Annotated in this window: 16 protein-coding genes and 1 pseudogene; 11 read left to right on the top strand and 6 right to left on the bottom strand. The window is 70.9% G+C overall.

The window, feature by feature from the left end; all coding sequences use genetic code 11:
* The 5 genes and pseudogenes from AN216_RS29080 to AN216_RS05415 form a co-directional block, all read left to right on the top strand.
* A partial coding sequence (locus AN216_RS29080) for an MmyB family transcriptional regulator (protein ID WP_476755925.1) occupies window positions 1–468 on the top strand: 468 nt, incomplete at its 5' end.
* A gap of 174 nt (window positions 469–642) precedes the next feature.
* The gene (locus AN216_RS05425; RefSeq protein ID WP_070195444.1) at window positions 643–861 is read left to right on the top strand and encodes a DUF5988 family protein; all 219 of its coding nucleotides are present in this window, start codon (window positions 643–645) and stop codon (window positions 859–861) included.
* A 15-nt stretch (window positions 862–876) separates the two neighbouring features.
* Window positions 877–1,017: pseudogene (locus AN216_RS29975) on the top strand (DUF5988 family protein); the annotation flags it as partial.
* A 94-nt stretch (window positions 1,018–1,111) separates the two neighbouring features.
* Window positions 1,112–2,401: a sulfotransferase family protein gene (locus tag AN216_RS05420; RefSeq protein WP_070195443.1), complete on the top strand. Its 1,290-nt coding sequence runs from the start codon at window positions 1,112–1,114 to the stop codon at window positions 2,399–2,401.
* Between the two features lie 141 nt (window positions 2,402–2,542).
* Entirely contained in the window at window positions 2,543–3,091 is a 549-nt protein-coding gene (locus AN216_RS05415) for an acyltransferase (RefSeq protein ID WP_170843039.1), read from the top strand.
* Window positions 3,092–3,315: 224 nt separating this feature from the next.
* On the opposite strand, the gene AN216_RS05410 is transcribed toward AN216_RS05415, so the two are convergent.
* Together AN216_RS05410 and AN216_RS05405 are read right to left on the bottom strand one after the other, a co-directional pair.
* Entirely contained in the window at window positions 3,316–4,626 is a 1,311-nt protein-coding gene (locus AN216_RS05410) for an acyltransferase (RefSeq protein WP_170843038.1), read from the bottom strand.
* Window positions 4,627–4,675: 49 nt separating this feature from the next.
* Window positions 4,676–5,446, bottom strand: coding sequence for a thioesterase II family protein (locus tag AN216_RS05405; protein ID WP_070195440.1), 771 nt, complete (start codon window positions 5,444–5,446; stop codon window positions 4,676–4,678).
* An 856-nt stretch (window positions 5,447–6,302) separates the two neighbouring features.
* Between AN216_RS05405 and AN216_RS05400 the strand changes: the two genes are divergently transcribed.
* Window positions 6,303–6,920 (top strand): 4-phosphopantetheinyl transferase family protein, encoded by a 618-nt coding sequence (locus AN216_RS05400; RefSeq protein ID WP_070195439.1) that lies wholly within the window; start codon window positions 6,303–6,305, stop codon window positions 6,918–6,920.
* A gap of 46 nt (window positions 6,921–6,966) precedes the next feature.
* On the opposite strand, the gene AN216_RS05395 is transcribed toward AN216_RS05400, so the two are convergent.
* Complete coding sequence (locus tag AN216_RS05395; RefSeq protein ID WP_079166288.1) at window positions 6,967–8,289, bottom strand: helix-turn-helix domain-containing protein; 1,323 nt, start codon at window positions 8,287–8,289, stop codon at window positions 6,967–6,969.
* Between the two features lie 370 nt (window positions 8,290–8,659).
* Here AN216_RS05395 and AN216_RS05390 point away from each other — a divergent pair, with 370 nt between their 5' ends.
* Window positions 8,660–10,888, top strand: a complete 2,229-nt coding sequence (locus AN216_RS05390; RefSeq protein ID WP_070195437.1) for an alpha-N-acetylglucosaminidase — start codon at window positions 8,660–8,662, stop codon at window positions 10,886–10,888.
* Between the two features lie 20 nt (window positions 10,889–10,908).
* Here the strand turns inward: AN216_RS05390 and AN216_RS05385 are convergent, their stop codons facing one another.
* Both AN216_RS05385 and AN216_RS05380 read right to left on the bottom strand, forming a co-directional pair.
* Window positions 10,909–12,108 carry an acyl-CoA dehydrogenase family protein gene (locus tag AN216_RS05385; protein ID WP_070195436.1) on the bottom strand — a complete coding sequence of 400 codons (1,200 nt, stop codon included), beginning with the start codon at window positions 12,106–12,108 and terminating at the stop codon, window positions 10,909–10,911.
* Between the two features lie 169 nt (window positions 12,109–12,277).
* Window positions 12,278–12,919 carry a TetR/AcrR family transcriptional regulator gene (locus tag AN216_RS05380; RefSeq protein ID WP_070195435.1) on the bottom strand — a complete coding sequence of 214 codons (642 nt, stop codon included), beginning with the start codon at window positions 12,917–12,919 and terminating at the stop codon, window positions 12,278–12,280.
* Between the two features lie 109 nt (window positions 12,920–13,028).
* Between AN216_RS05380 and AN216_RS05375 the strand changes: the two genes are divergently transcribed.
* Both AN216_RS05375 and AN216_RS05370 read left to right on the top strand, forming a co-directional pair.
* Window positions 13,029–13,220 carry a hypothetical protein gene (locus tag AN216_RS05375; protein WP_139140862.1) on the top strand — a complete coding sequence of 64 codons (192 nt, stop codon included), beginning with the start codon at window positions 13,029–13,031 and terminating at the stop codon, window positions 13,218–13,220.
* 176 nt (window positions 13,221–13,396) lie between these two features.
* Entirely contained in the window at window positions 13,397–14,119 is a 723-nt protein-coding gene (locus tag AN216_RS05370; RefSeq protein ID WP_070195433.1) for a polyamine aminopropyltransferase, read from the top strand.
* A gap of 303 nt (window positions 14,120–14,422) precedes the next feature.
* Here AN216_RS05370 and AN216_RS05365 read toward each other — a convergent pair whose 3' ends face one another.
* Window positions 14,423–14,827 (bottom strand): MerR family transcriptional regulator, encoded by a 405-nt coding sequence (locus AN216_RS05365; RefSeq protein ID WP_070195432.1) that lies wholly within the window; start codon window positions 14,825–14,827, stop codon window positions 14,423–14,425.
* A gap of 410 nt (window positions 14,828–15,237) precedes the next feature.
* Between AN216_RS05365 and AN216_RS05360 the strand changes: the two genes are divergently transcribed.
* Both AN216_RS05360 and AN216_RS05355 read left to right on the top strand, forming a co-directional pair.
* A complete protein-coding gene (locus AN216_RS05360; protein WP_070195431.1) occupies window positions 15,238–16,740 on the top strand; it encodes a SulP family inorganic anion transporter in 1,503 nt (500 codons plus the stop codon).
* A 142-nt stretch (window positions 16,741–16,882) separates the two neighbouring features.
* Window positions 16,883–18,326 (top strand): thioredoxin domain-containing protein (locus AN216_RS05355; RefSeq protein ID WP_070195430.1); only part of this gene is annotated, 1,444 nt, incomplete at its 3' end.

Genomic DNA, 18,326 nt, shown 5'->3' with positions numbered 1-18,326 from the left:
GCCTGGAACGCCCTGGCCGCCGCGCTCATCGCGGACTTCGGGCGGCTCGCCCCGCGCGAGCGCAACGTGCTGCGCCTCGCCTTCGGCCGTACGGACCGCGCCGCCGCCGTCACCGCCGCTGTCACCGTCACCAGCTGTGGGAGCGGCCCGGAGGACACCGCCCGCTTCCTTCGGCAGGCCGTGGCCGAGCTGCGCGAGGCGTGGGTTCGCTACCCGGCGGACCCGGACATCCCGGCGCTGATCGACTGGCTCCTCGTCCAGGACGACGGCTTCGCGGGGGCCTGGCGGGAACACCACGTACGTGCCGAGCCCGCCCTGTGGAAGTGCTTCGAGCACCCGGGTGTCGGGCGGGTCGAGTTGGACGGGCAGACGTTGCGGGTGCCCGAGCACGACCAGCGGCTGGTGATCTACAGCGCCGAACCGGGAGGCATGGCGCACCGGGCGCTGCGTCGGCTCGCCGACCGGTGACTGAATCGGCGGTTCCGTGCCCGAGTCGGGCAACGCCTCGCGCGGCGCGCCAGCAAGCGCCCACGACCTTCTAGGGGATCTCCTCGACCCCCCAGCCGCGCGATGGCCCGTGTCGCCCACAGCGTCAACACTGACCGGGATGACCAGTCAGCTGTTAGGAAGGGACTGCCACCCATGCGGTCGAACGAAGCGAACGTCCTCCTACGCGGTGGCCCACTCCGCCACCTACCCGAGCAGGAGCGGACCCGCTGTGTTTCCGACCCTACGGCGCCGGTCAAGGTGATGCGGTCCAACCGTTATGACCATTTCGAACCGTCCACGGAGACGGTACTGGTGGAGGGCCAGGAGCTGCTGGCCTTCGACTGGTCCGGCTCCACGTACGTGACCGGCTGACGCCGCGCCCGCCGACNTTCCGACCCTACGGCGCCGGTCAAGGTGATGCGGTCCAACCGTTATGACCATTTCGAACCGTCCACGGAGACGGTACTGGTGGAGGGCCAGGAGCTGCTGGCCTTCGACTGGTCCGGCTCCACGTACGTGACCGGCTGACGCCGCGCCCGCCGACCGCACCTCGGGCCGGCGGGCGTCGCCACCGGCCGTCGCCCACCGGCCGCCCGAACGAACTCTGCTGTACGGAGCCCGCATGCTGTCCCAGTCCGAAGCGCCGCGTCGAGCGGAACTGACCGCCCGCGCCGCTGAGTTGGCCCGCCCGAAGCTGCCGCTGGCGATGCGGGCGCTCGGCGCCGCCGCCAGTCCGCTCGCCGGGCGACTGTGGGAGTTCGACCCCGAGGAACTCAAGCGCAAGGCCTGTGCCAAGACCGAGCTGGCGGACTTCGGGGACGACGCGCCGCTGGACGAGCCGCTGGAGGTGCTGTGCCGGTCGCTGCGCACCGAGACGCGGCTGAGCACCAGCGGGCGTTTCGTGATGTACAACCAGCTGCTGGGCAGCCTGGTCAACCGGCTGCGGCTGCGGGACCTGGAGGTGCATCGGCCGGAGATCTTCGAGGCGGCGGTGCCCAGCCCGTTGTTCGTCACCGGCACGCCGCGCACCGGCACCACGTTCGTGCAGAAACTGCTGTGGCAGGACAGCGGCTGGCGCAGCCTGCTGTTGTGGGAGGCGAGTCATCCCTTGCCCGCCGGCGACCTCACGGCGCGGCAGCCGGACCCGGACCCGCGGATCGCCAGCAGCCGTAACGAGGTCCGGCTCACCAGCAAGATCCTGCCCGAACAGGCCAGCATCCACGGCTCGGTGGCCGACGAGCCGGAGGAGGAGAACCCACTGCTGGCGATCGGGCACTGCTCGTCGATGTACGAGAACATCGCGCTGGTCCCCGGCTACCGCGAGTGGTACACACAGGCCGACCACACGGCCGGCTACCGGCAGTTCCGGCAGGTGCTGCGGTACCTCCAGTGGAGCCGTCCGGGCGCCGAGCGTTGGGCCCTCAAGGCGCCGGGGCATCTGGAGATGATGGGACCGCTGCAGTCGGCCTTCCCGGACGCCACCGTCGTACGCACCCACCGTGACCCGGTGACCTCGGTCATCTCCTTCGCCAACATGGTGACCTACGGCGCCCGGGTCTACTTCGACCGGCCCGACCCGCACCTGGTCGGACGCTACGCCGCCGACTTCGTCGAACGGCTGCTGCGGGCCGCCGTACGCGACCACGACCCGGACGACGGCAGGGTCGTGGACATCCGCTTCCGCGACCTGATCACCGATCCGCTGGGCGAGATGAAGCGGGTGTACGAGGCCGCGGATCGGGAACTGGACAGCGGGACCGAGCGAGCGATGCGCGAGTACGCCGAGTCGGAGAGCCGGCGCGGTGGCCGCAACCGGTACGCGGCCGAGGACTTCGCGCTGGATCTGCCGGCGCTGCGGGAGCGCTTCGGCTTCTACTACGACCACTTCGACGTGGCCGCGGAACACCGCTGACGGTCCCTGGCGCGGGCGGTCGGCGGACACCGCCCGCTCGGGCGGCGGCCGACCGGCTACCCACGGCCGACCCGACGGTCCTGGTTGGCCCGGGGCCGGGTGCACGAGGCGGACGGGGAACCGGGGGAGTCCCGGNGGCAGGTGCTCAGCCGGCTCCGCGCACGCCCGGACGGCGCCCGGGAGACCCTCGGCACGATCACCAACTTCCAGTCCGCGCTGGGCCAGCTGCTGCCGCCGCACTACTGGGGCAACACGATCACCAACCTGTCCCCGGTCCTCACCGCCGACGAACTGCGCGGCCACGCGTTGGGCGAGGTCGCGCACCTGGTGCGGCGGACCCGATCCGACGTGACCGCGGAGAAGATCCGCGACGAGACCGCCTTCCTGCTCGCGCAGCGTGCGGCGGGCCGACAGAACAGGGTCATGCCCCGGATGCTCTTCGGCGCCTTCGAGGGCACCGTGCAGCTGAACGACATGTCCAAGATGCCGCACTACGCACTGGACTTCGGCGGCGGCACGCCCTTCTGGTGCGACATGCCCAGCGGCGGCCTGCCTTGGATGGTGCGGGTGATGTCGGCGCCGGAGGAGGACGGTTCGCTGGACGTCCACGTGAGCATGCCGCCGGCGGCGGCTGCCGCCTTCCAGGGACAGCGCTCCTGGCAGGAGCACCTGCACCGGTACGCCCCCTGACGAGCGGCGCTGAGCGCACGACTCGGGGCGGACGACTCGGGGCGGACGGGTGCCGGTACGGGCTGGCGGGTGCCGGCAGGGACAGTGGTGCCGGTGCGGGCGGACGTGCACCGGTGCACGTCCGCCCGCACCGGCACCACTGTCCCTGCCGGCACCCGCCAGCCCGTACCGGCACCCGTCCGCCCCGAGTCGTCCGCCCCGAGTCGTGCGCTCAGCGCCGCTCGTCAGGGGGCGTACCGGTGCAGGTGCTCCTGCCAGGAGCGCTGTCCCTGGAAGGCGGCAGCCGCCGCCGGCGGCATGCTCACGTGGACGTCCAGCGAACCGTCCTCCTCCGGCGCCGACATCACCCGCACCATCCAAGGCAGGCCGCCGCTGGGCATGTCGCACCAGAAGGGCGTGCCGCCGCCGAAGTCCAGTGCGTAGTGCGGCATCTTGGACATGTCGTTCAGCTGCACGGTGCCCTCGAAGGCGCCGAAGAGCATCCGGGGCATGACCCTGTTCTGTCGGCCCGCCGCACGCTGCGCGAGCAGGAAGGCGGTCTCGTCGCGGATCTTCTCCGCGGTCACGTCGGATCGGGTCCGCCGCACCAGGTGCGCGACCTCGCCCAACGCGTGGCCGCGCAGTTCGTCGGCGGTGAGGACCGGGGACAGGTTGGTGATCGTGTTGCCCCAGTAGTGCGGCGGCAGCAGCTGGCCCAGCGCGGACTGGAAGTTGGTGATCGTGCCGAGGGTCTCCCGGGCGCCGTCCGGGCGTGCGCGGAGCCGGCTGAGCACCTGCCACAGGTGTGCGCTCACGGCGTCCGCGGTGGACACCCAGCGGTCGATGCCGGGGAGGTCGGCTATCGCCGACCGCTTGATCTCCCGCACCTCCGCGGACGGCAGGCGGACCAGCACGGTCTGGGTCTTGCGGGCCACCATGGCGGCCTTGGCCAGCACTCCGAACCGCTCCCGGCGGTAGGGCACGACGAAGCGGTCGCTGGACCGGGTGGCCGCGTCCGGCGCGTCGGAGCCCAGCTCGTCGAGCACATGACGGTCGTGGTTGGGCTTCGGATAGCCGCGCCCGAGGTGTTCCCTGGACCAGCTGTCCACGAACGTCATGAAGGACCTGCCGTCCACCAGAGTGTGCTTGATCCGCACACCCAGCACGGAACCGCCGCCGGCCGCCTGGGTGAGGCGTATCGCCAGCAGCGGCACGTTCTCCCCGGTGAGGCGGAACTGCGCGACCTGGGGCAGCAGCTGCGGCAGCGTCGGCCGGTCCGCCCGGTCCGGGGCGTACGCGGCGATGGGCAGCGACGAGTCCACCTCCTCGAAGGTCGCTCCCGCGTCGTTGCAGAGGACGCTCAGCGCGCCGGTCGGGTCCCGCTGCTGCCGGCCGGTGAGCAGGGGAAAGAGCCGCAGCACCTCGGCCAGTGAAGCCCGCAGCGTGGACCCGTCCAGGGTCTCTCGGAAATAGAAGGCACGGTCGGTGTAGAGCCCGCCGGTGATGGTGTCCAGAGCGCTGAGCCGTATCCGTTCACCGGACACGCCCGAACGCACGGTGTGCGTCCTGGGGTCGCGAGGCTCGTCGCCCTCCGCCCTCCGCATGTCAGCTGACGGTCGTCGCGGAGGTTCCGGTGAAGTGCTTTCTCAGCAGGCTGATCACTTCGGCGGACCGGTCGGCGAGGTAGAAGTGGCCGCCACCGAAGACGCGTAGCTCGCACTCCGCGGTGGTGTGCCGCTCCCAGTCGGCGGCCTCCTCCACGGTGGTCTTGGGGTCGTCGTCGCCGACGAACGCGGAGATCGGCGCGGCCACCGTACGGTCCTCGGGCGCGGCGTACGTCTCGATGGCGGTGTAGTCGCTGCGGATGGCCGGCAGGATCATCCGCAGCAGCTCCTCGTCACCGAGGATCTGCGGGTCGGTGCCGGCCATCGCGCGCAGTTCGGCCACGATGCCGTCGTCGTCCTTCTTGTGCACCTGTTCGTCCCGGAGCCGGGAGGGGGCACGGCGTCCGGAGGCGAAGATCCGGGTCACCCGCGATCCGCTCTCCTCCAACCGGCGGGCCACCTCGAAGGCCACGACGGCGCCCATGCTGTGACCGAAGAAGGTCGTGGGCCGGTCGTCCCAGCCCTGCAGTACCTCGGCGATCTGGTCGGCCAGTATCTCTATCGAGTCGACGCCTGGTTCCGTACGCCGGTCCTGGCGGCCCGGGTACTGCACGGCGACGACGTCCACCGTGGAGCTGAGGGCGGCCGAGACCGGGAAGTAGAAGCTCGCCGAGCCGCCCGCGTGCGGGAAGCAGACAAGACGTTGGTTCGCTTCGGGTGCCGGATGGAACCTCCGGCACCACAGACCGTCGTCCGCGGGTGCTGCGTTCATGGATCGAGTCGTCCCTTCCTGGGGCAGGTCCTGAGTGGAAGGCGGGGTCAGGGCCTTCCTCACCCACACTATTCACAAGGTGTGGAGCCCCGGTACAACCGGGGGGCGGTCATCTGGGCGGAAGTCTGGGAGTTTCCCCGGTTCTTGGGACGTAAGGGCTGGTCCGCGGCGGGCCTGCGGGGGCGGGCACGTGCGGGTGCGTCGGCGCGTGGAGGATCGCACGCCTCCCGTGCTCCGTGCCCTCGTGGCATGGTGCGTCTCGAGGTGGAGGACGAGCGCGTCGCGGGAATTGGCGATCCGGTAACCTACTATGCCGTAACCAGTTCTGGATTGATCGACTGTGTCGAAACGTTCTTCTCGGTTTGTTCCGCAATTCCGATAAGTGTCGGAGATGTGACTCCCGTTGGTCATCTCGAGTGGACGCCTGGCCGTGGGCGGGCCGACCGGAGAGGAACTCGGAAGTGCGGCTCCTTTCGGTGCGCCTGCTTCCGAATGTCGCCCAACGCCTCGGCCCGGCTCGGTGGTTGTCGGCATACGCGATGAGCAGCGGGCACGCGGGAGTGACGGTGCGGCGGCGATGCGGGACGATGTCCGTTCCGGTCGGAGGCGCGAGCCGCCCGCGGCGAGTGGGCATCCGGTAGCGAATCCGCGTGCGCAACAGGGAAATTCGGTACGTTCCAGCGAAATCCCGCTCCGGTCGTCGTATCCCCGCTTGCAATGCGGCGTCGGCGCGCCTTGAATGACCGAGGGCGGGCGGGTGGCCACCGCTCCCACGGAAGCGATACGTATGTCCGGCGACGCGTGTACATCGGGGGAAAGAGTGCCAAAGTATCCTTCTCAGCAAGGGATAATCCATGTGCTCGGCGGCCCCGAGCCGTCCGTCGTCCCCGCCGGTCGGTCGTCGGTGGGGCATGGTCTTGAACGCTCCGCCAGCCCCGCCTCCCGGGGCGAGCGGATCGGGGTGCGCTCCTCGCTGCCGTCGGCGGTCGCGGCCGGCAGACGGCTCGGCACCAGGGTGGAGATCACCGCGTACGGCCTGTGGGCGATGGCTCTCGGCGAGCGGGTCGGACGGATGGGCGTCTCGGCGGAGACCGCCCCGCCGCATCTGGGGACCTCCGAGTCCCGGCTTCTGCACGCCACCGAGTGGCAACTGGTGCGTAGGGCCCCGCGGGAGCAGCGGGGCAAGCTGGCCACCCGGCTGTGGGTGCGCAAGGACGCCGCGCTGCAACTCCTCGGCTACGGGCTGACACTCGACCCGGGGCGGATGGTCGCCGGTTACCAGGGGGACCGCGGTCGGGTGCGGCTGGAGCACCCGGACGGCGTGGTCTCCACGGTCCACGTGACCGACGTGCACATCAGCGAGCGGCACGTGTGCTCCATCGCCACCTGGCACCGGCCGGACGAGGTGCGGTACTGGGGCGAGGACGGCGTACGGGTCAGCCGGGGTGCCCCGACGGCCGGAGTGGCGGGCTGAGCGGCGATCGGGCCGTCGGCCCCGGACGGGGCCCGGGCGGCACGCCCTAATCCTGCCGCAGCCCGTCCAACCGCTCCCAGGCCGCCGCCGCGTGCCGGTACGCCTGGACCCGCTCGAACAGTCGGGCGGCGCGGGCGCAGCAGCGCAGCGCGCGCTCCGGGTGGCCGGTCGCGGCGAACACCTGGGAGGCCAGGAGCAGGCTGGCGGCGAGGTGCTGCGGGCGCCCGAGGTCGGCGGTCCCGGCCTGTTCGGCCTCCTCCACCCGCCCGGCCAGTTCGACGGCTCGCTCCGGACGTTCCTCCGCCAGCGTGCACAGGGCGTCCGCCGCGGTCAGCCAGTACGGCAGCTCGGCACCGCTGACCAGGGTCATCACCTGCCGAGCCCGCTCCAGCGAGGCCCGTGCCGCGTCGACGTCGTGGCCGGCGAGCAGCACCAGATCCGCGCTCAGGATCGCCAGCTGCGCCCACAGCCGTGGATCGTCGATCGGCTGCAACTCCTCGTTGGCGTGAGCCAGTAGCCGTACGGCCTCCTCGTGCCGGCCGCTCTCCCGCATCTCCAGCGCCTGGTAGAGCCGGATCGAGCTGAGCAGCGGGGAGGAGCCGGATTCCGCCTCCTGGGAGGACGGGGCAAGTTGGGCGATCCAGTCGAACTGGCCGGACCAGTAGGCGCACCGGATCAGCACCTCCAGGGCGCGCAGGCCGCTGACCCTGCTCTGCACGCGCCCCGCCGCCGACGCGAGATGGGCGGCGTGCGCGTGTCGGAGGCCCTCTCCCGGGCGGCCCTCCTCCTCCAGGACGTCCGCGAGGGCGATGAGCACCCGTTGCCACAGCTCCGGGCTCTCCTGCCCGTCCACGTCGTCCAACAGCGGCCGGAGGGTCTCCAGTGCCTCCTGGCCACGCTCCAGTTGCTGCAGGATCTGGGCGACCGAGAGGCGTGACTCGAGGCGTACGTCCTGGTGTCGGCGGGTCGAGTCGGCGCGGATGAGGGCGTCGAACTGCTCCAGCGCCGTCTGGGGATCACCGCCCTCCCACTGCTGCCGGGCCTGGACGAACTGGCTGACCAGGTCCACCCGGCGTAGGTTCGGGGCCGGATTCGCGGTGGGTGACGCGGGTGACGCGGTTGGCCCGGCGGACGCGGGCGCCTCCACCGGCTCCGGCGTGAGGTCCAGCAGCTCCTGCACCGGAAGCCCCAATCGGGAGGACAGAACCTCGAGGACCTCCTCGCTCGGGATGCGCTTGTCATGCTCCACGAGCGACACGTAGCTGGGGGAGATGTCGGCACCGGCCAGCTCGGTCTGCGAGAGTCCGATACGCAGACGAGCCTGTCTGATGCGGTGGCCAACGCTCGGCCGGCGGGTCAAAGCGGTCATCCCTTCAGAGTCAGGGGCGTTGTGGCACGCGCTGCTTGAGTGGGGACGAATTGACGCTCCTCATTGTGGCTCACTCTACAAGTTGTGCTTGCCGCGTGACTGTGAGTGGACAGCCCTCCCGAGGTGCCTGACTGGGGCCGTGTCATCTTAAGTCCGGACCAAAACCTGGCAAAGCGTTTGCTTACTGTGAAACCCCCGGATCATGACAGATCCGTGCCGGGGGCGAGGCTCCGGGGCGCCGTTCCGCGTCGCCGGGCGCTGTGGGCGTCGCTCATGTCCAAGCCCTCGCCGCGTTCGTACATGTACGGACCGTGCCGGGTGCGACAGGATGCGTGGCGGTTCCGTCCCGCTTCCACTGTCCGGAGGACCCATGCCGCTGTCACGCCGTACGCTCCTCGGCTCGCTCGCCCTCACCGCCTCCGGCGGCGCTGTCGTCGCCGCCTCGGGAGTCGCGCGGGCCGGTGGTGAGGGAGCGGCCGGACGGGCGCTCGCCCGGTTGCTGCCGCGCCACACGGACCAGGTGACGTTCCGGAACGTCGAGCGGCGACGGGGCGACCCGGACTTCTTCCGGGTCCACGGCGACGAGGGCGCGCTCCTCGTCGAGGGCACCACGCCCGCCGTGCAACTCACCGGGCTGCACTGGTACCTGCGGTCCACGGCCCGCGCCTCGTTCTCCTGGACCGGCGCTCAGAACCGGCTGCCGGGACGGCTACCCGCCCCGGCGGCGCCGGTCGAGCGTACGGCGAACGTTCGCCACCGCTTCGTCCTCAACGACACCAACGAGGGCTACACCGGCCCTCACCGAACCTGGGACCAGTGGGAGCACACCCTCGACGTGCTCGCCCTGCACGGCTACAACGAGGTGTTCCTCTCGCTCGGCGCGGACGCCGTCTACCACCGGGTGTTCCAGGACTTCGGCTACACCGACGCCGAGGTCCGTGACTGGATACCGGGCCCGGCCCACCAGCCCTGGTGGCTGCTGCAGAACATGTCCTCATTCGGCGGTCCCGTGACCCGGCAGCTCCTCGACGCGCGCGCCGCGCTCGCCCGCCGCGTCGTCGACCGTGCCCACGCGCTCGGCATGACACCCGTGTTGCCCGGCTACTTCGGCACCGTCCCGCCCGGTTTCGCCGACCGCAACCCGGGCGCCCGTACGGTCCCGCAGGGCGAGTGGGTCGGCTTCCGCCGCCCCGACTGGCTCGACCCGCGCGGCGAGGTCTTCGCGCGTGTCGCCGCCCGCTTCTACGCCGTGCAGCACGAACTCCTCGGCACCAGCGACATGTACAAGATGGACCTGCTGCACGAGGGCGGGCAGCCCGGTGACGTACCTGTCGGCGAGGCGGCCCGGGCCGTTGAGACCGCGTTGCGCACCGCCCGTCCGGACGCCGTGTGGGCGATGCTGGGCTGGCAGAACAATCCGCGTACGGACATCCTCGACGCCGTTGACCGGAATCGGGTGTTCATCGTGGACGGTCTCTCCGACCGGTTCCCCGACGTCACCGACCGGGAGGCCGACTGGGGCGGTACCCCGTACGCCTTCGGCTCCATCTGGAACTTCGGCGGCCACACCGCCATGGGCGCCAACACCCCCGACTGGGCCGAGCTGTACGAGAAGTGGCGCACCAGGTCCGGCAGCGCGCTCGACGGCATCGCCCTCATGCCGGAGGGCGCCGACAACAACCCGGCGGCCCTCGCGCTCTTCAGCGACCTCGCGTGGAGCGACGGGCGCGTGGACCTTGCGGAGTGGTTCGCCGAGTGGCCCGCCTACCGGTACGGCACGGGCCCCAGCGGACGGCCCGACCCACGGGCGGTCACCGCGTGGGACGTGCTGCGCCGCACCGCGTACGGCACCACCCGCTCCGACTCCTGGAGCGAGCCGCACGACGGACTGTTCGGCGCCCGCCCGAGCCTCACCGCGAAGAGCGCCGCCTCCTGGTCGCCGGAGCGACTCCGCCACGACCCCGAGGAGTTCGCCCGCGCCCTGCCGGCTCTCCTCGCTGTCGCGCCCGCGCTGCGCTCCGGCTCCGGTTACCGCTACGACCTGCTCGACGTCACCCGCCAGGTCCTCTCGCACCGTTCCCGACAGCTCCTGCCCCGGATACGCGCGGCATACGGGGAGAAGGACCAGGCCCGCTTCGCCGAGCTGACAGACGAGTGGTTCCGGTGGATGGAGCTGCTGGAGAAGGCCGTCGCGACCGACCCGGGCCACCTGCTGGGCCGGTGGACGGCCGAGGCCCGCGCCTGGGGCGCCACCCGCGAGGAGCGGGACCGGCTGGCCTACGACGCCGAGTCGCTGCTGACGGTCTGGGGTCCCCGAAAGGCCGCCGACGAGGGGGGCCTGCGCGACTACGCCAACCGTGAGTGGTCCGGGCTGCTCTCCGGGCTCTACGCGCTGCGCTGGCGCACGTACTTCGACGAACTGTCCGCCGCCCTCGCCGAGAACCGCGAGCCGGAACCGGTGGACTGGTACGCGCTGGAGGAGGAGTGGCTGCGCGGCCATCCCCCGTACGCCACCGAGCCCACCGGGGACATCGTCCGGGTGGCCCGGCAGGTCCGGGACGCGCTGGGGCCGCGCGCGCCGGACCCGGACCGGGAGTGACGCGGCCTGGTGGGGCCAGGTCAGGACTGGTTTGGGTCAGGTGAGGTCAGGTCGAGGAAACTCCACCGGGCGTCCGGCCGCGCCCCGCTCAGCCACCTGCCGCAGTTCTGGAGCACGACCGGGCCCGACGTGACGTGCTGCGCGCCCGTGCCGAGGTCGCGTAGGAAACGGTCGACCGGGCCGCGGCGGATCGCCGCCGACCCGGCCCAGCGGTGCACGGTGCGACCCACCCCGTACGCGGTCGAGGTCGTGTGGTTGAGCACGAGACGGATCAGGGTGTCCTGCTCCGTACTCGGCAACTCGCCCTCGTCCAGGGTCTGTTCGACGTCCCGCCACACGTCGTGCGCCCAGGCCCGGGCGGCCCGCAGCCGGGCTTCGGCGGTCGCGTACTCGGCGTGGAACTGCGAGGTGTCGACCGCGGCGCCCGGCGAACCGGTCCGCGCCGCGGCGACCCGCTTCAACTCGTCCAGGAGGCGCCGGCCGACGCCGAGCGCCCACCCCGTGTGCCCGACCGCGGATATGTTGACGAGGCCGAGGCGGTAGACGGCGCCGCCGTTGGCCGGGGTGTCCGTGGTCGCGACGTAGGTGTACTCGTGCGGGACGTACACGTCGGTGCAGTGGTAGTCGACGCTGTGCGTCGCACGCAGCCCGAGCACGTCCCAATTGCCGTCCAGGGTCACCCGCGACTTCGGCATCGTGAGGACTCGCAGCTCACCGGTGCCCTCGACCTGGATCGCGCTGTGGATGTGGGTGGCGTGCGCCATGCCGGAGGCGAACTGCCACTGGCCGCTGACCCGGTAGCCGCCCTCCACGGGCACGGCCCGGCCGGGACGGGTGCCGTGCCCGGACAGCAGCGCGTGCTTCCCGTTCGGCACGTCCGGGAACAGCTCGGCCACCGCGTCCCCGGAGAGGTACGCCGCGGTGGTCCCCGTCATCATCTGTAGCGCGAACATGGTCCACCCGGCCGCGGCGTCGTGGTAGCTCGCCCGCTCCGCCGTCTCGATCAGCTGCCGCGGCGCGAACTCGTACCCACCGAGGCTCAGCGGCAGCTCGGCCCGTACGATCCCCGTGTCCAGCAGCGCCCGGGCGGTGTCCTCGGGCAGTCGCCCCAACTCCTCGGCGGCATCGGCCCGTTCGTCGAGCGTTTCGCCGAGCGTGTCGATCCGCTCCAACACCCCGGTCAGTTCCGCGCTGACATGCAGCCGGCCCTTCCCCACCATGGAATCCCCCTCCTCGCGGTCTGTCCCGATCGTCTCACGCACGTCTCACGGACCCGTCCGGTCCGCACGTCGCGGAGGCGCTCTGCGACGCCCGCACCTGGGACACCTCATCCTTCGCCGCACTCGACGCTGTCGAGACCGAGTACGTCGAACGCGAGAGGAACCGCGCTCAGTCGGCTGGGCTGTCGTGACCTGACGCGTGGGGCGTTCCGCCATCGAAGAGAGCCGCGAGGTGCCGCTGGAGGACGGTGCGGGCTTCCTCCGCCGTGCGTTGGCCGATCATGACCGTGGTGCCGATGCCGTGGTTGAGCGCGACGAGGACGGACGCCTGGTGTGCCGGGTCCAGGCCCGCCGGGAGGCTGCCGTCGGCCTGGCCTCGCCGGAGTGCGTCGTCGAGGTGCTTCTCGAGGTGGCTGAGGCCCGCCACGAAGGGCAGGTCGGCCAGGTCGGGGTCGGTCATGGCCAGAACCGCGTAGGAGGCGCCGACGAGGTGGAAGGTGCGGCTGACGTCGTCGGTGGGTAGCGCTTCTTCGAAGAAGGCTTCCAAGTAGGCGCGTGCGGAGACCGGTTGGGGCAGTGCGGCCAGTCGTGCCGCCCAGCGCTCGTTGCTTTGTCGCTCCAAGTGTCGAAGCCCGGCGTGGATGAGCTCGGCCTTGGTCCCGAAGTAGTACTGCACCAGGTGCAGTGAGATACCCGCTTCGGCGGCCACGGCGCGCATGGAGACCGCGTGCAGCCCTTCTCGCCCGGCCAGCCGCACCGCGGCGTCGGCGATCTGTGTGCGGCGCTGTTCGTGATCGACGGTCCTCGGCATCGGACCCCTTTCATGATACGACCGTACACAGTACAACTGTACTGCAAAGGAGACGGGGTGGTGCGACCACGGACACGGCTCCGCCGTCGCCGGAGCCGTGTCCGGGCTGATGAACACCATGGAACAGATCGGCGGTGCCCTCGGTTTGGCCGCCCTGGTCGGTGCCGCCACCCGCCCGCACCGAGAGGTCGACTACGGCATCGCCTTCCTCACGAGTGCGGGCGTCCTCTTCCTCCCCGCCCTGTCGGCCCTGGCCCTCCACGCCCACCAGGACGCCTCCGGGTGGATACTCAGCAGCTGACAAGGCCGATGCCGAGGGGCCGCGTTCGGCGCGACGAACAGGCTGTCGGCGGCCCCGGCAGCAGGAACGCCACTCCGCTACTCTCACGTAACGTGAGCGTAGCGGAGTGGAATCGCCCTGGCCCCTCAACCGGGACCTGAGGAAACCGCTTGTAACGACCGGGAGGCGTGAGCGCTGTGAGCGCACGATTCGAGGAGCTCGACTGGCGCCCCACGGCCCTGGGGGCCATCAGCTTGAGGCGCCGGCGGGAGCCGTCCTCGGGCGTGGACGTGTATGAGGTGAAGCTCGATGACGACTTCTTGATGTCGAGTCTGTTCACCGCCGGGGAGGTCGCCCTGGCGCGACTGGGTCTTTCGGACGCAGACGGCCCGGAGCTGGATGTGGTCGTGGGCGGGCTGGGCCTCGGGTACACCGCCGAGACGGCTTTGAGCCATGCGCGGGTGCGTTCGTTGCTCGTGGTCGAAGCCCTCGGCGAGGTCATCGAGTGGCACAGGGAGGGACTGGTGCCCCTCGGCCCCCTTCTGTCATCAGATCCTCGTTGTCGCCTTGTCCAGGGAGACTTCTTCTCGATGACGGAGGACTCCGAGGGGTTCGATCCGCACGCTCCGGGGCGTCGCTTCGACGCCGTGCTGCTGGACATCGACCACTCGCCGCACCATGTGCTGCGTCCCCGGCACGCGCGGTTGTACGAGGCGGCGGGGCTGCGGACACTGTCAGACCGTCTGCGTCCCGGTGGCGTGTTCGCGCTGTGGTCGAACGACCCTCCCAGCGAGCCGTTCCTCTCCGTGCTCGCGGAGGTGTTTCCCGTGGTAGAGGCACACGATGTCCGCTTCGACGCTCCCTTGCGGGGCGGCACGGCCGCCAACACCGTTTACGTCGCGCGGACCGCTCGGCTCTGACCAGGTGGCGCCGACTCGCTCACGGCTGGCCGGAGAGTTCCACGCGGAGGTTGGCGGGTCGCTGGCGACCCACCTGTACCCCAGCGAGGACGGCACCCGCGTGGCCCCGGGCTTCCGTACCGCCCACCGATCCCCGCCCCGCGCCGCCGGCCATCGCACGCGGTTGGCTGCTCTTTGACCCCGCCGCCGCGTTGCGCTGAGCACCGGCCGGGGGCACGGAGGAGAAGCCATCATCGCCGCACGGATCGTCTTCCTCCATGTCCGCCTCCCGAAGTGGGCGGAGGTGGCAGTCGGGCCACTACCTCAGGCCGTGACGTCGCTCAGTCGTCGGCGGAGGGTGGCGGCGAAGTCCTCGGCGGCCATGAGCTGGGCCCGCAGCGTCTCGCAGCGAGCGTCGGCCACCTTGCGATAGGACTCCAGGCGTTCGCGCAGGCGAGCCAGATCATCCGCGCTCCGCTCGCTCGGGGCCCCGAGTCGGTCGGTGATCTCCAGCAGGTCCCGCATCTCTTCCAGGGAGAAGTCCAGCGGCTTCATCCGGCGGATGACCATGAGACGTTCGACGTCCGTCTCGGTGTAGAGGCGGAAGCCGCCCTTGCTGCGGGCTGAGGGGATGACGAGTCCGACCTCCTCGTAGTGGCGGATCGTGCGCAGGGACAGGCCCGTTCGCTCGGCCACCTCGCCGATTTGCATCCGCCGCTCCGTCGTCATCTCCGCACGCTCTCCTTCTGGCTGCCCGCCGTCACATCGGGTTCCGCGATCGCTCAACAGTCTGCGCGCCGGTAAACGCGCGTCACGGACTCACAGGGTTCCTGTCGTCGGTTTCACGGGACCCGTTCGAAACCATCCCTCACGTCAGGGTAGAGTTTCTCCACGGGCGGAACACAACCGCCACCCTGAGCCGCCTCCTCGCGGCCTGGGTCCGCAGACCTTCCGGGCAATGATGCCCGACCCGCGACCACTTCGGCCGCCGTCTCCCGAACCCCGCCTCCGGCGCACAAGGCTCCGGCACGGAGCCCCCGGAGGCGTTGCGCTGTCGGGAGAGCCGTCTCCCGTGACGGAGTCAACGAAGCACGTACGACGCGTGCGGCTCGGCCGTGCGCCTGAACGGAAACGGATGCATGTCCGCTGATACCTTCGCGGTCGGTCGGCCGCGCCTGTCCCGCCCCGACTTCCTCGCCTCACCGAAGATCTTCCGTACCGAGGTACTGGCCGGTCTCGTCGTCGCCCTGGCACTGATCCCCGAGGCGATCTCCTTCTCGATCATCGCCGGTGTCGACCCCAAGGTCGGCCTCTACGCGGCCTGCGTCATGGCCGTGGTCATCTCCTTCGTCGGCGGCCGCAAGGCGATGATCTCCGCCGCCACCGGTGCGGTCGCCCTGGTGGTCGCCCCGCTCAACCACGAGTACGGCCTCGGCTACCTCATCGCCGCGGTCGTCCTCGGCGGCCTCATCCAGGTCTTCCTCGGCGCTCTCGGGGTCGCGAGGCTCATGCGGTTCGTGCCGCGCAGCGTGATGGTCGGCTTCGTCAACTCCCTGGCCATCATGATCTTCATGGCGCAGGTGCCGGAGATGACGGACGTGCCCTGGGCGGTCTACCCGCTGATCGCCGCCGGTCTGGCCCTCATGGTCCTCTTCCCGAAGATCACCAAGACGATCCCGGCCCCGCTGGTGTCCATCGTGATCCTCACCGTCATCACCATCGGCGCCGGCATCGCCGTGCCCACCGTGGGGGACAAGGGCAAGCTGCCCTCCTCGCTGCCGGTCCCCGGCATACCGGACGTGCCCTTCACCCCGCACACCCTGACCGTGATCGCTCCCTACGCGCTGGCCCTCGCCCTGGTGGGGCTGATGGAGTCGCTGATGACCGCCAAGCTGGTAGACGACATCACCGACACCCACTCGGACAAGACCCGCGAGTCGATCGGGCAGGGAATCGCGAACATCGTCACCGGCTTCTTCGGCGGCATGGGTGGCTGCGCCATGATCGGCCAGACCATGATCAACGTGAAGGCGTCCGGGGCCCGTACCCGTCTGTCGACCTTCCTGGCCGGTGCCTTTCTGCTGGTGCTGTGCATCGCCCTGGGGCCGGTCGTCTCCGACATCCCCATGGCCGCCCTGGTCGGGGTGATGATCCTGGTCTCGGTGGGCACCTTCGACTGGCACTCCGTCAAGCCCAAGACGCTGAAGCGGATGCCGCTGGCCGAGACCGTCGTCATGCTCGTGACCGTCATCGTCGTGGTGGCGACCGAGAACCTGGCCATCGGCGTGGTCGTCGGATCCGTCGTCGCCATGATCGCCTTCGCCCGGCGCGTCGCCCACCTGGTCCACGTCTCCAGCGTCACCGACCCCGACGGCACCCAGACCGTCTACTCCGTCACCGGCGAGTTGTTCTTCGCCTCCTCCAACGACCTCGTCTATCAGTTCAACTACAAGGACGACCCGGACGACGTCGTCATCGACCTCTCCAGCTCCCACATCTGGGACGCCTCCTCCATCGCCGCACTGGACGCGGTCGAGACCAAGTACGCCACCTACGGCAAGAAGGTCACCGTCACCGGGCTCAACGAGCCCAGCGCCGCCATGCGCGAGCGCCTCGCGGGCGAACTCACCGACGCCCACTGAGGACCGATCGTCCTCCCATCCGCCACGGAGTGGGGGAGGGCGGTCCCACACCGCGGGGCACCGGTCGTCCTGCCTCGCGCGGCTCGCGCTCTGGGTTCTGACCGTGCTTGGTGGGGTGGACCGTGTCTGCGACGATGCCGGTATGAACCGTCTTGCCTACTCTCAGTCGCCGTACCTGCTCCAGCACGCGGCGAACCCGGTCGACTGGTGGCCTTGGGAGCAGGCGGCGTTCGAGGAGGCGCGGCGGCGCAACGTACCCGTCCTGCTGAGCGTCGGCTACGCCGCCTGCCACTGGTGTCACGTCATGGCACGGGAGAGCTTCGCCGACGAGGAGACCGCCGCGCTGCTCAACGAGCACTTCGTGGCCGTCAAGGTGGACCGCGAGGAGCGGCCGGACGTCGACGCGGTGTACATGGCGGCGGTGCAGGCGGCGACCGGGCAGGGCGGCTGGCCGATGACCGTCTTTCTCACCCCGGACGCCGAGCCCTTCTATTTCGGCACCTACTTCCCGCCCGCCCCCCGACACGGCATGCCCGGTTTCCGGCAGGTGCTGGAGGGCGTACGAACCGCCTGGCGGGACCGTGGTGACGAGGTGACCGAGGTGGCCGCCGGCATCGCGGCCGACCTCTCCGGCCGCGGCATCGCGTACGACGGGCCGAGGCCTCCCGGAGCCGAGGAGCTGGGCACCGCGCTCTACGGCCTGCGCCGCGAGTTCGACGCGGAGTACGGCGGCTTCGGCGGCGCGCCCAAGTTCCCGCCCCCGATGGCGCTGGAGTTCCTGCTGCGGCACCACGCGCGTACGGGCTCCGCGGAGGCGCTGGAGATGGTCGAGGTCACCTGCGCGGCGATGGCCCGCGGCGGCATCCACGACCAACTGGGCGGTGGCTTCGCGCGGTACTCCGTCGACGACCGGTGGATCGTGCCGCACTTCGAGAAGATGCTCTACGACAACGCGCTGCTGTGCCGCCTCTACGCCCACCTCTGGCGGGCCACCGGCTCCTCGCTCGCGCGCCGGGTCGCCCTGGACACCGCGGACTTCATGGTCGCCGAACTCCGTACCCCACAGGGTGGTTTCGCCTCGGCGCTGGACGCGGACAGCGCGGACCCGGCCGACGGGGCCGGGGCGCACAAGAAGGAGGGGGCGTACTACGTCTGGACGCCGGCCCAGCTGGTCGAGGTGCTGGGCCCGGAGGACGGGGAGTTCGCCGCCCGGCACTTCCACGTCACCGACGGCGGCACCTTCGAGGAGGGCGCCTCGGTGCTCCAGGACCGAGCCGGGGGCACGCGCGACTCCGGGGCGGACGGCGCGGACGTACCGGGCAGCCCGGAAGGCGGGGGCGTGCCGGAGGTCACCGAACGCCTGGAGTCCGTACGCGGGCGGCTGCTCGCCGCGCGGGCCGGGCGCCCGCGTCCGGAGCGGGACGACAAGGTGGTCACCGCCTGGAACGGCCTGGCGATCGCCGCGCTCGCCGAGACCGGCGCCTACTTCGACCGGCCCGACCTGGTGGAGGCCGCGGTGGCCGCGGCGGACCTGCTGCTCGCGGTGCACACCGACGAGCGCGGGCGGCTCGTACGCACCTGCTGTA

This window comes from Streptomyces oceani, from assembly GCF_001751245.1.
Classification (GTDB): Bacteria; Actinomycetota; Actinomycetes; order Streptomycetales; family Streptomycetaceae; genus Streptomyces; species Streptomyces oceani.
The sequence above is the reverse complement of the archived record's forward strand: the minus strand, read 5'-3'. Positions and strand labels throughout refer to the sequence as shown.

Excerpts from the sequence above, each read along its gene's own strand:
- AN216_RS05425 (WP_070195444.1), top strand. The coding sequence starts at position 643 with ATGCGGTCGAACGAAGCGAACGTCCTCCTACGCGGTGGCCCACTCCGC.
- AN216_RS05385 (WP_070195436.1), bottom strand. The coding sequence starts at position 12,108 with ATGGTGGGGAAGGGCCGGCTGCATGTCAGCGCGGAACTGACCGGGGTG.
- AN216_RS05395 (WP_079166288.1), bottom strand. The coding sequence starts at position 8,289 with ATGACCGCTTTGACCCGCCGGCCGAGCGTTGGCCACCGCATCAGACAG.
- AN216_RS05405 (WP_070195440.1), bottom strand. The coding sequence starts at position 5,446 with ATGAACGCAGCACCCGCGGACGACGGTCTGTGGTGCCGGAGGTTCCAT.
- AN216_RS05390 (WP_070195437.1), top strand. The coding sequence starts at position 8,660 with ATGCCGCTGTCACGCCGTACGCTCCTCGGCTCGCTCGCCCTCACCGCC.
- AN216_RS05380 (WP_070195435.1), bottom strand. The coding sequence starts at position 12,919 with ATGCCGAGGACCGTCGATCACGAACAGCGCCGCACACAGATCGCCGAC.
- AN216_RS05420 (WP_070195443.1), top strand. The coding sequence starts at position 1,112 with ATGCTGTCCCAGTCCGAAGCGCCGCGTCGAGCGGAACTGACCGCCCGC.
- AN216_RS05375 (WP_139140862.1), top strand. The coding sequence starts at position 13,029 with ATGAACACCATGGAACAGATCGGCGGTGCCCTCGGTTTGGCCGCCCTG.
- AN216_RS05360 (WP_070195431.1), top strand. The coding sequence starts at position 15,238 with ATGTCCGCTGATACCTTCGCGGTCGGTCGGCCGCGCCTGTCCCGCCCC.
- AN216_RS05365 (WP_070195432.1), bottom strand. The coding sequence starts at position 14,827 with ATGACGACGGAGCGGCGGATGCAAATCGGCGAGGTGGCCGAGCGAACG.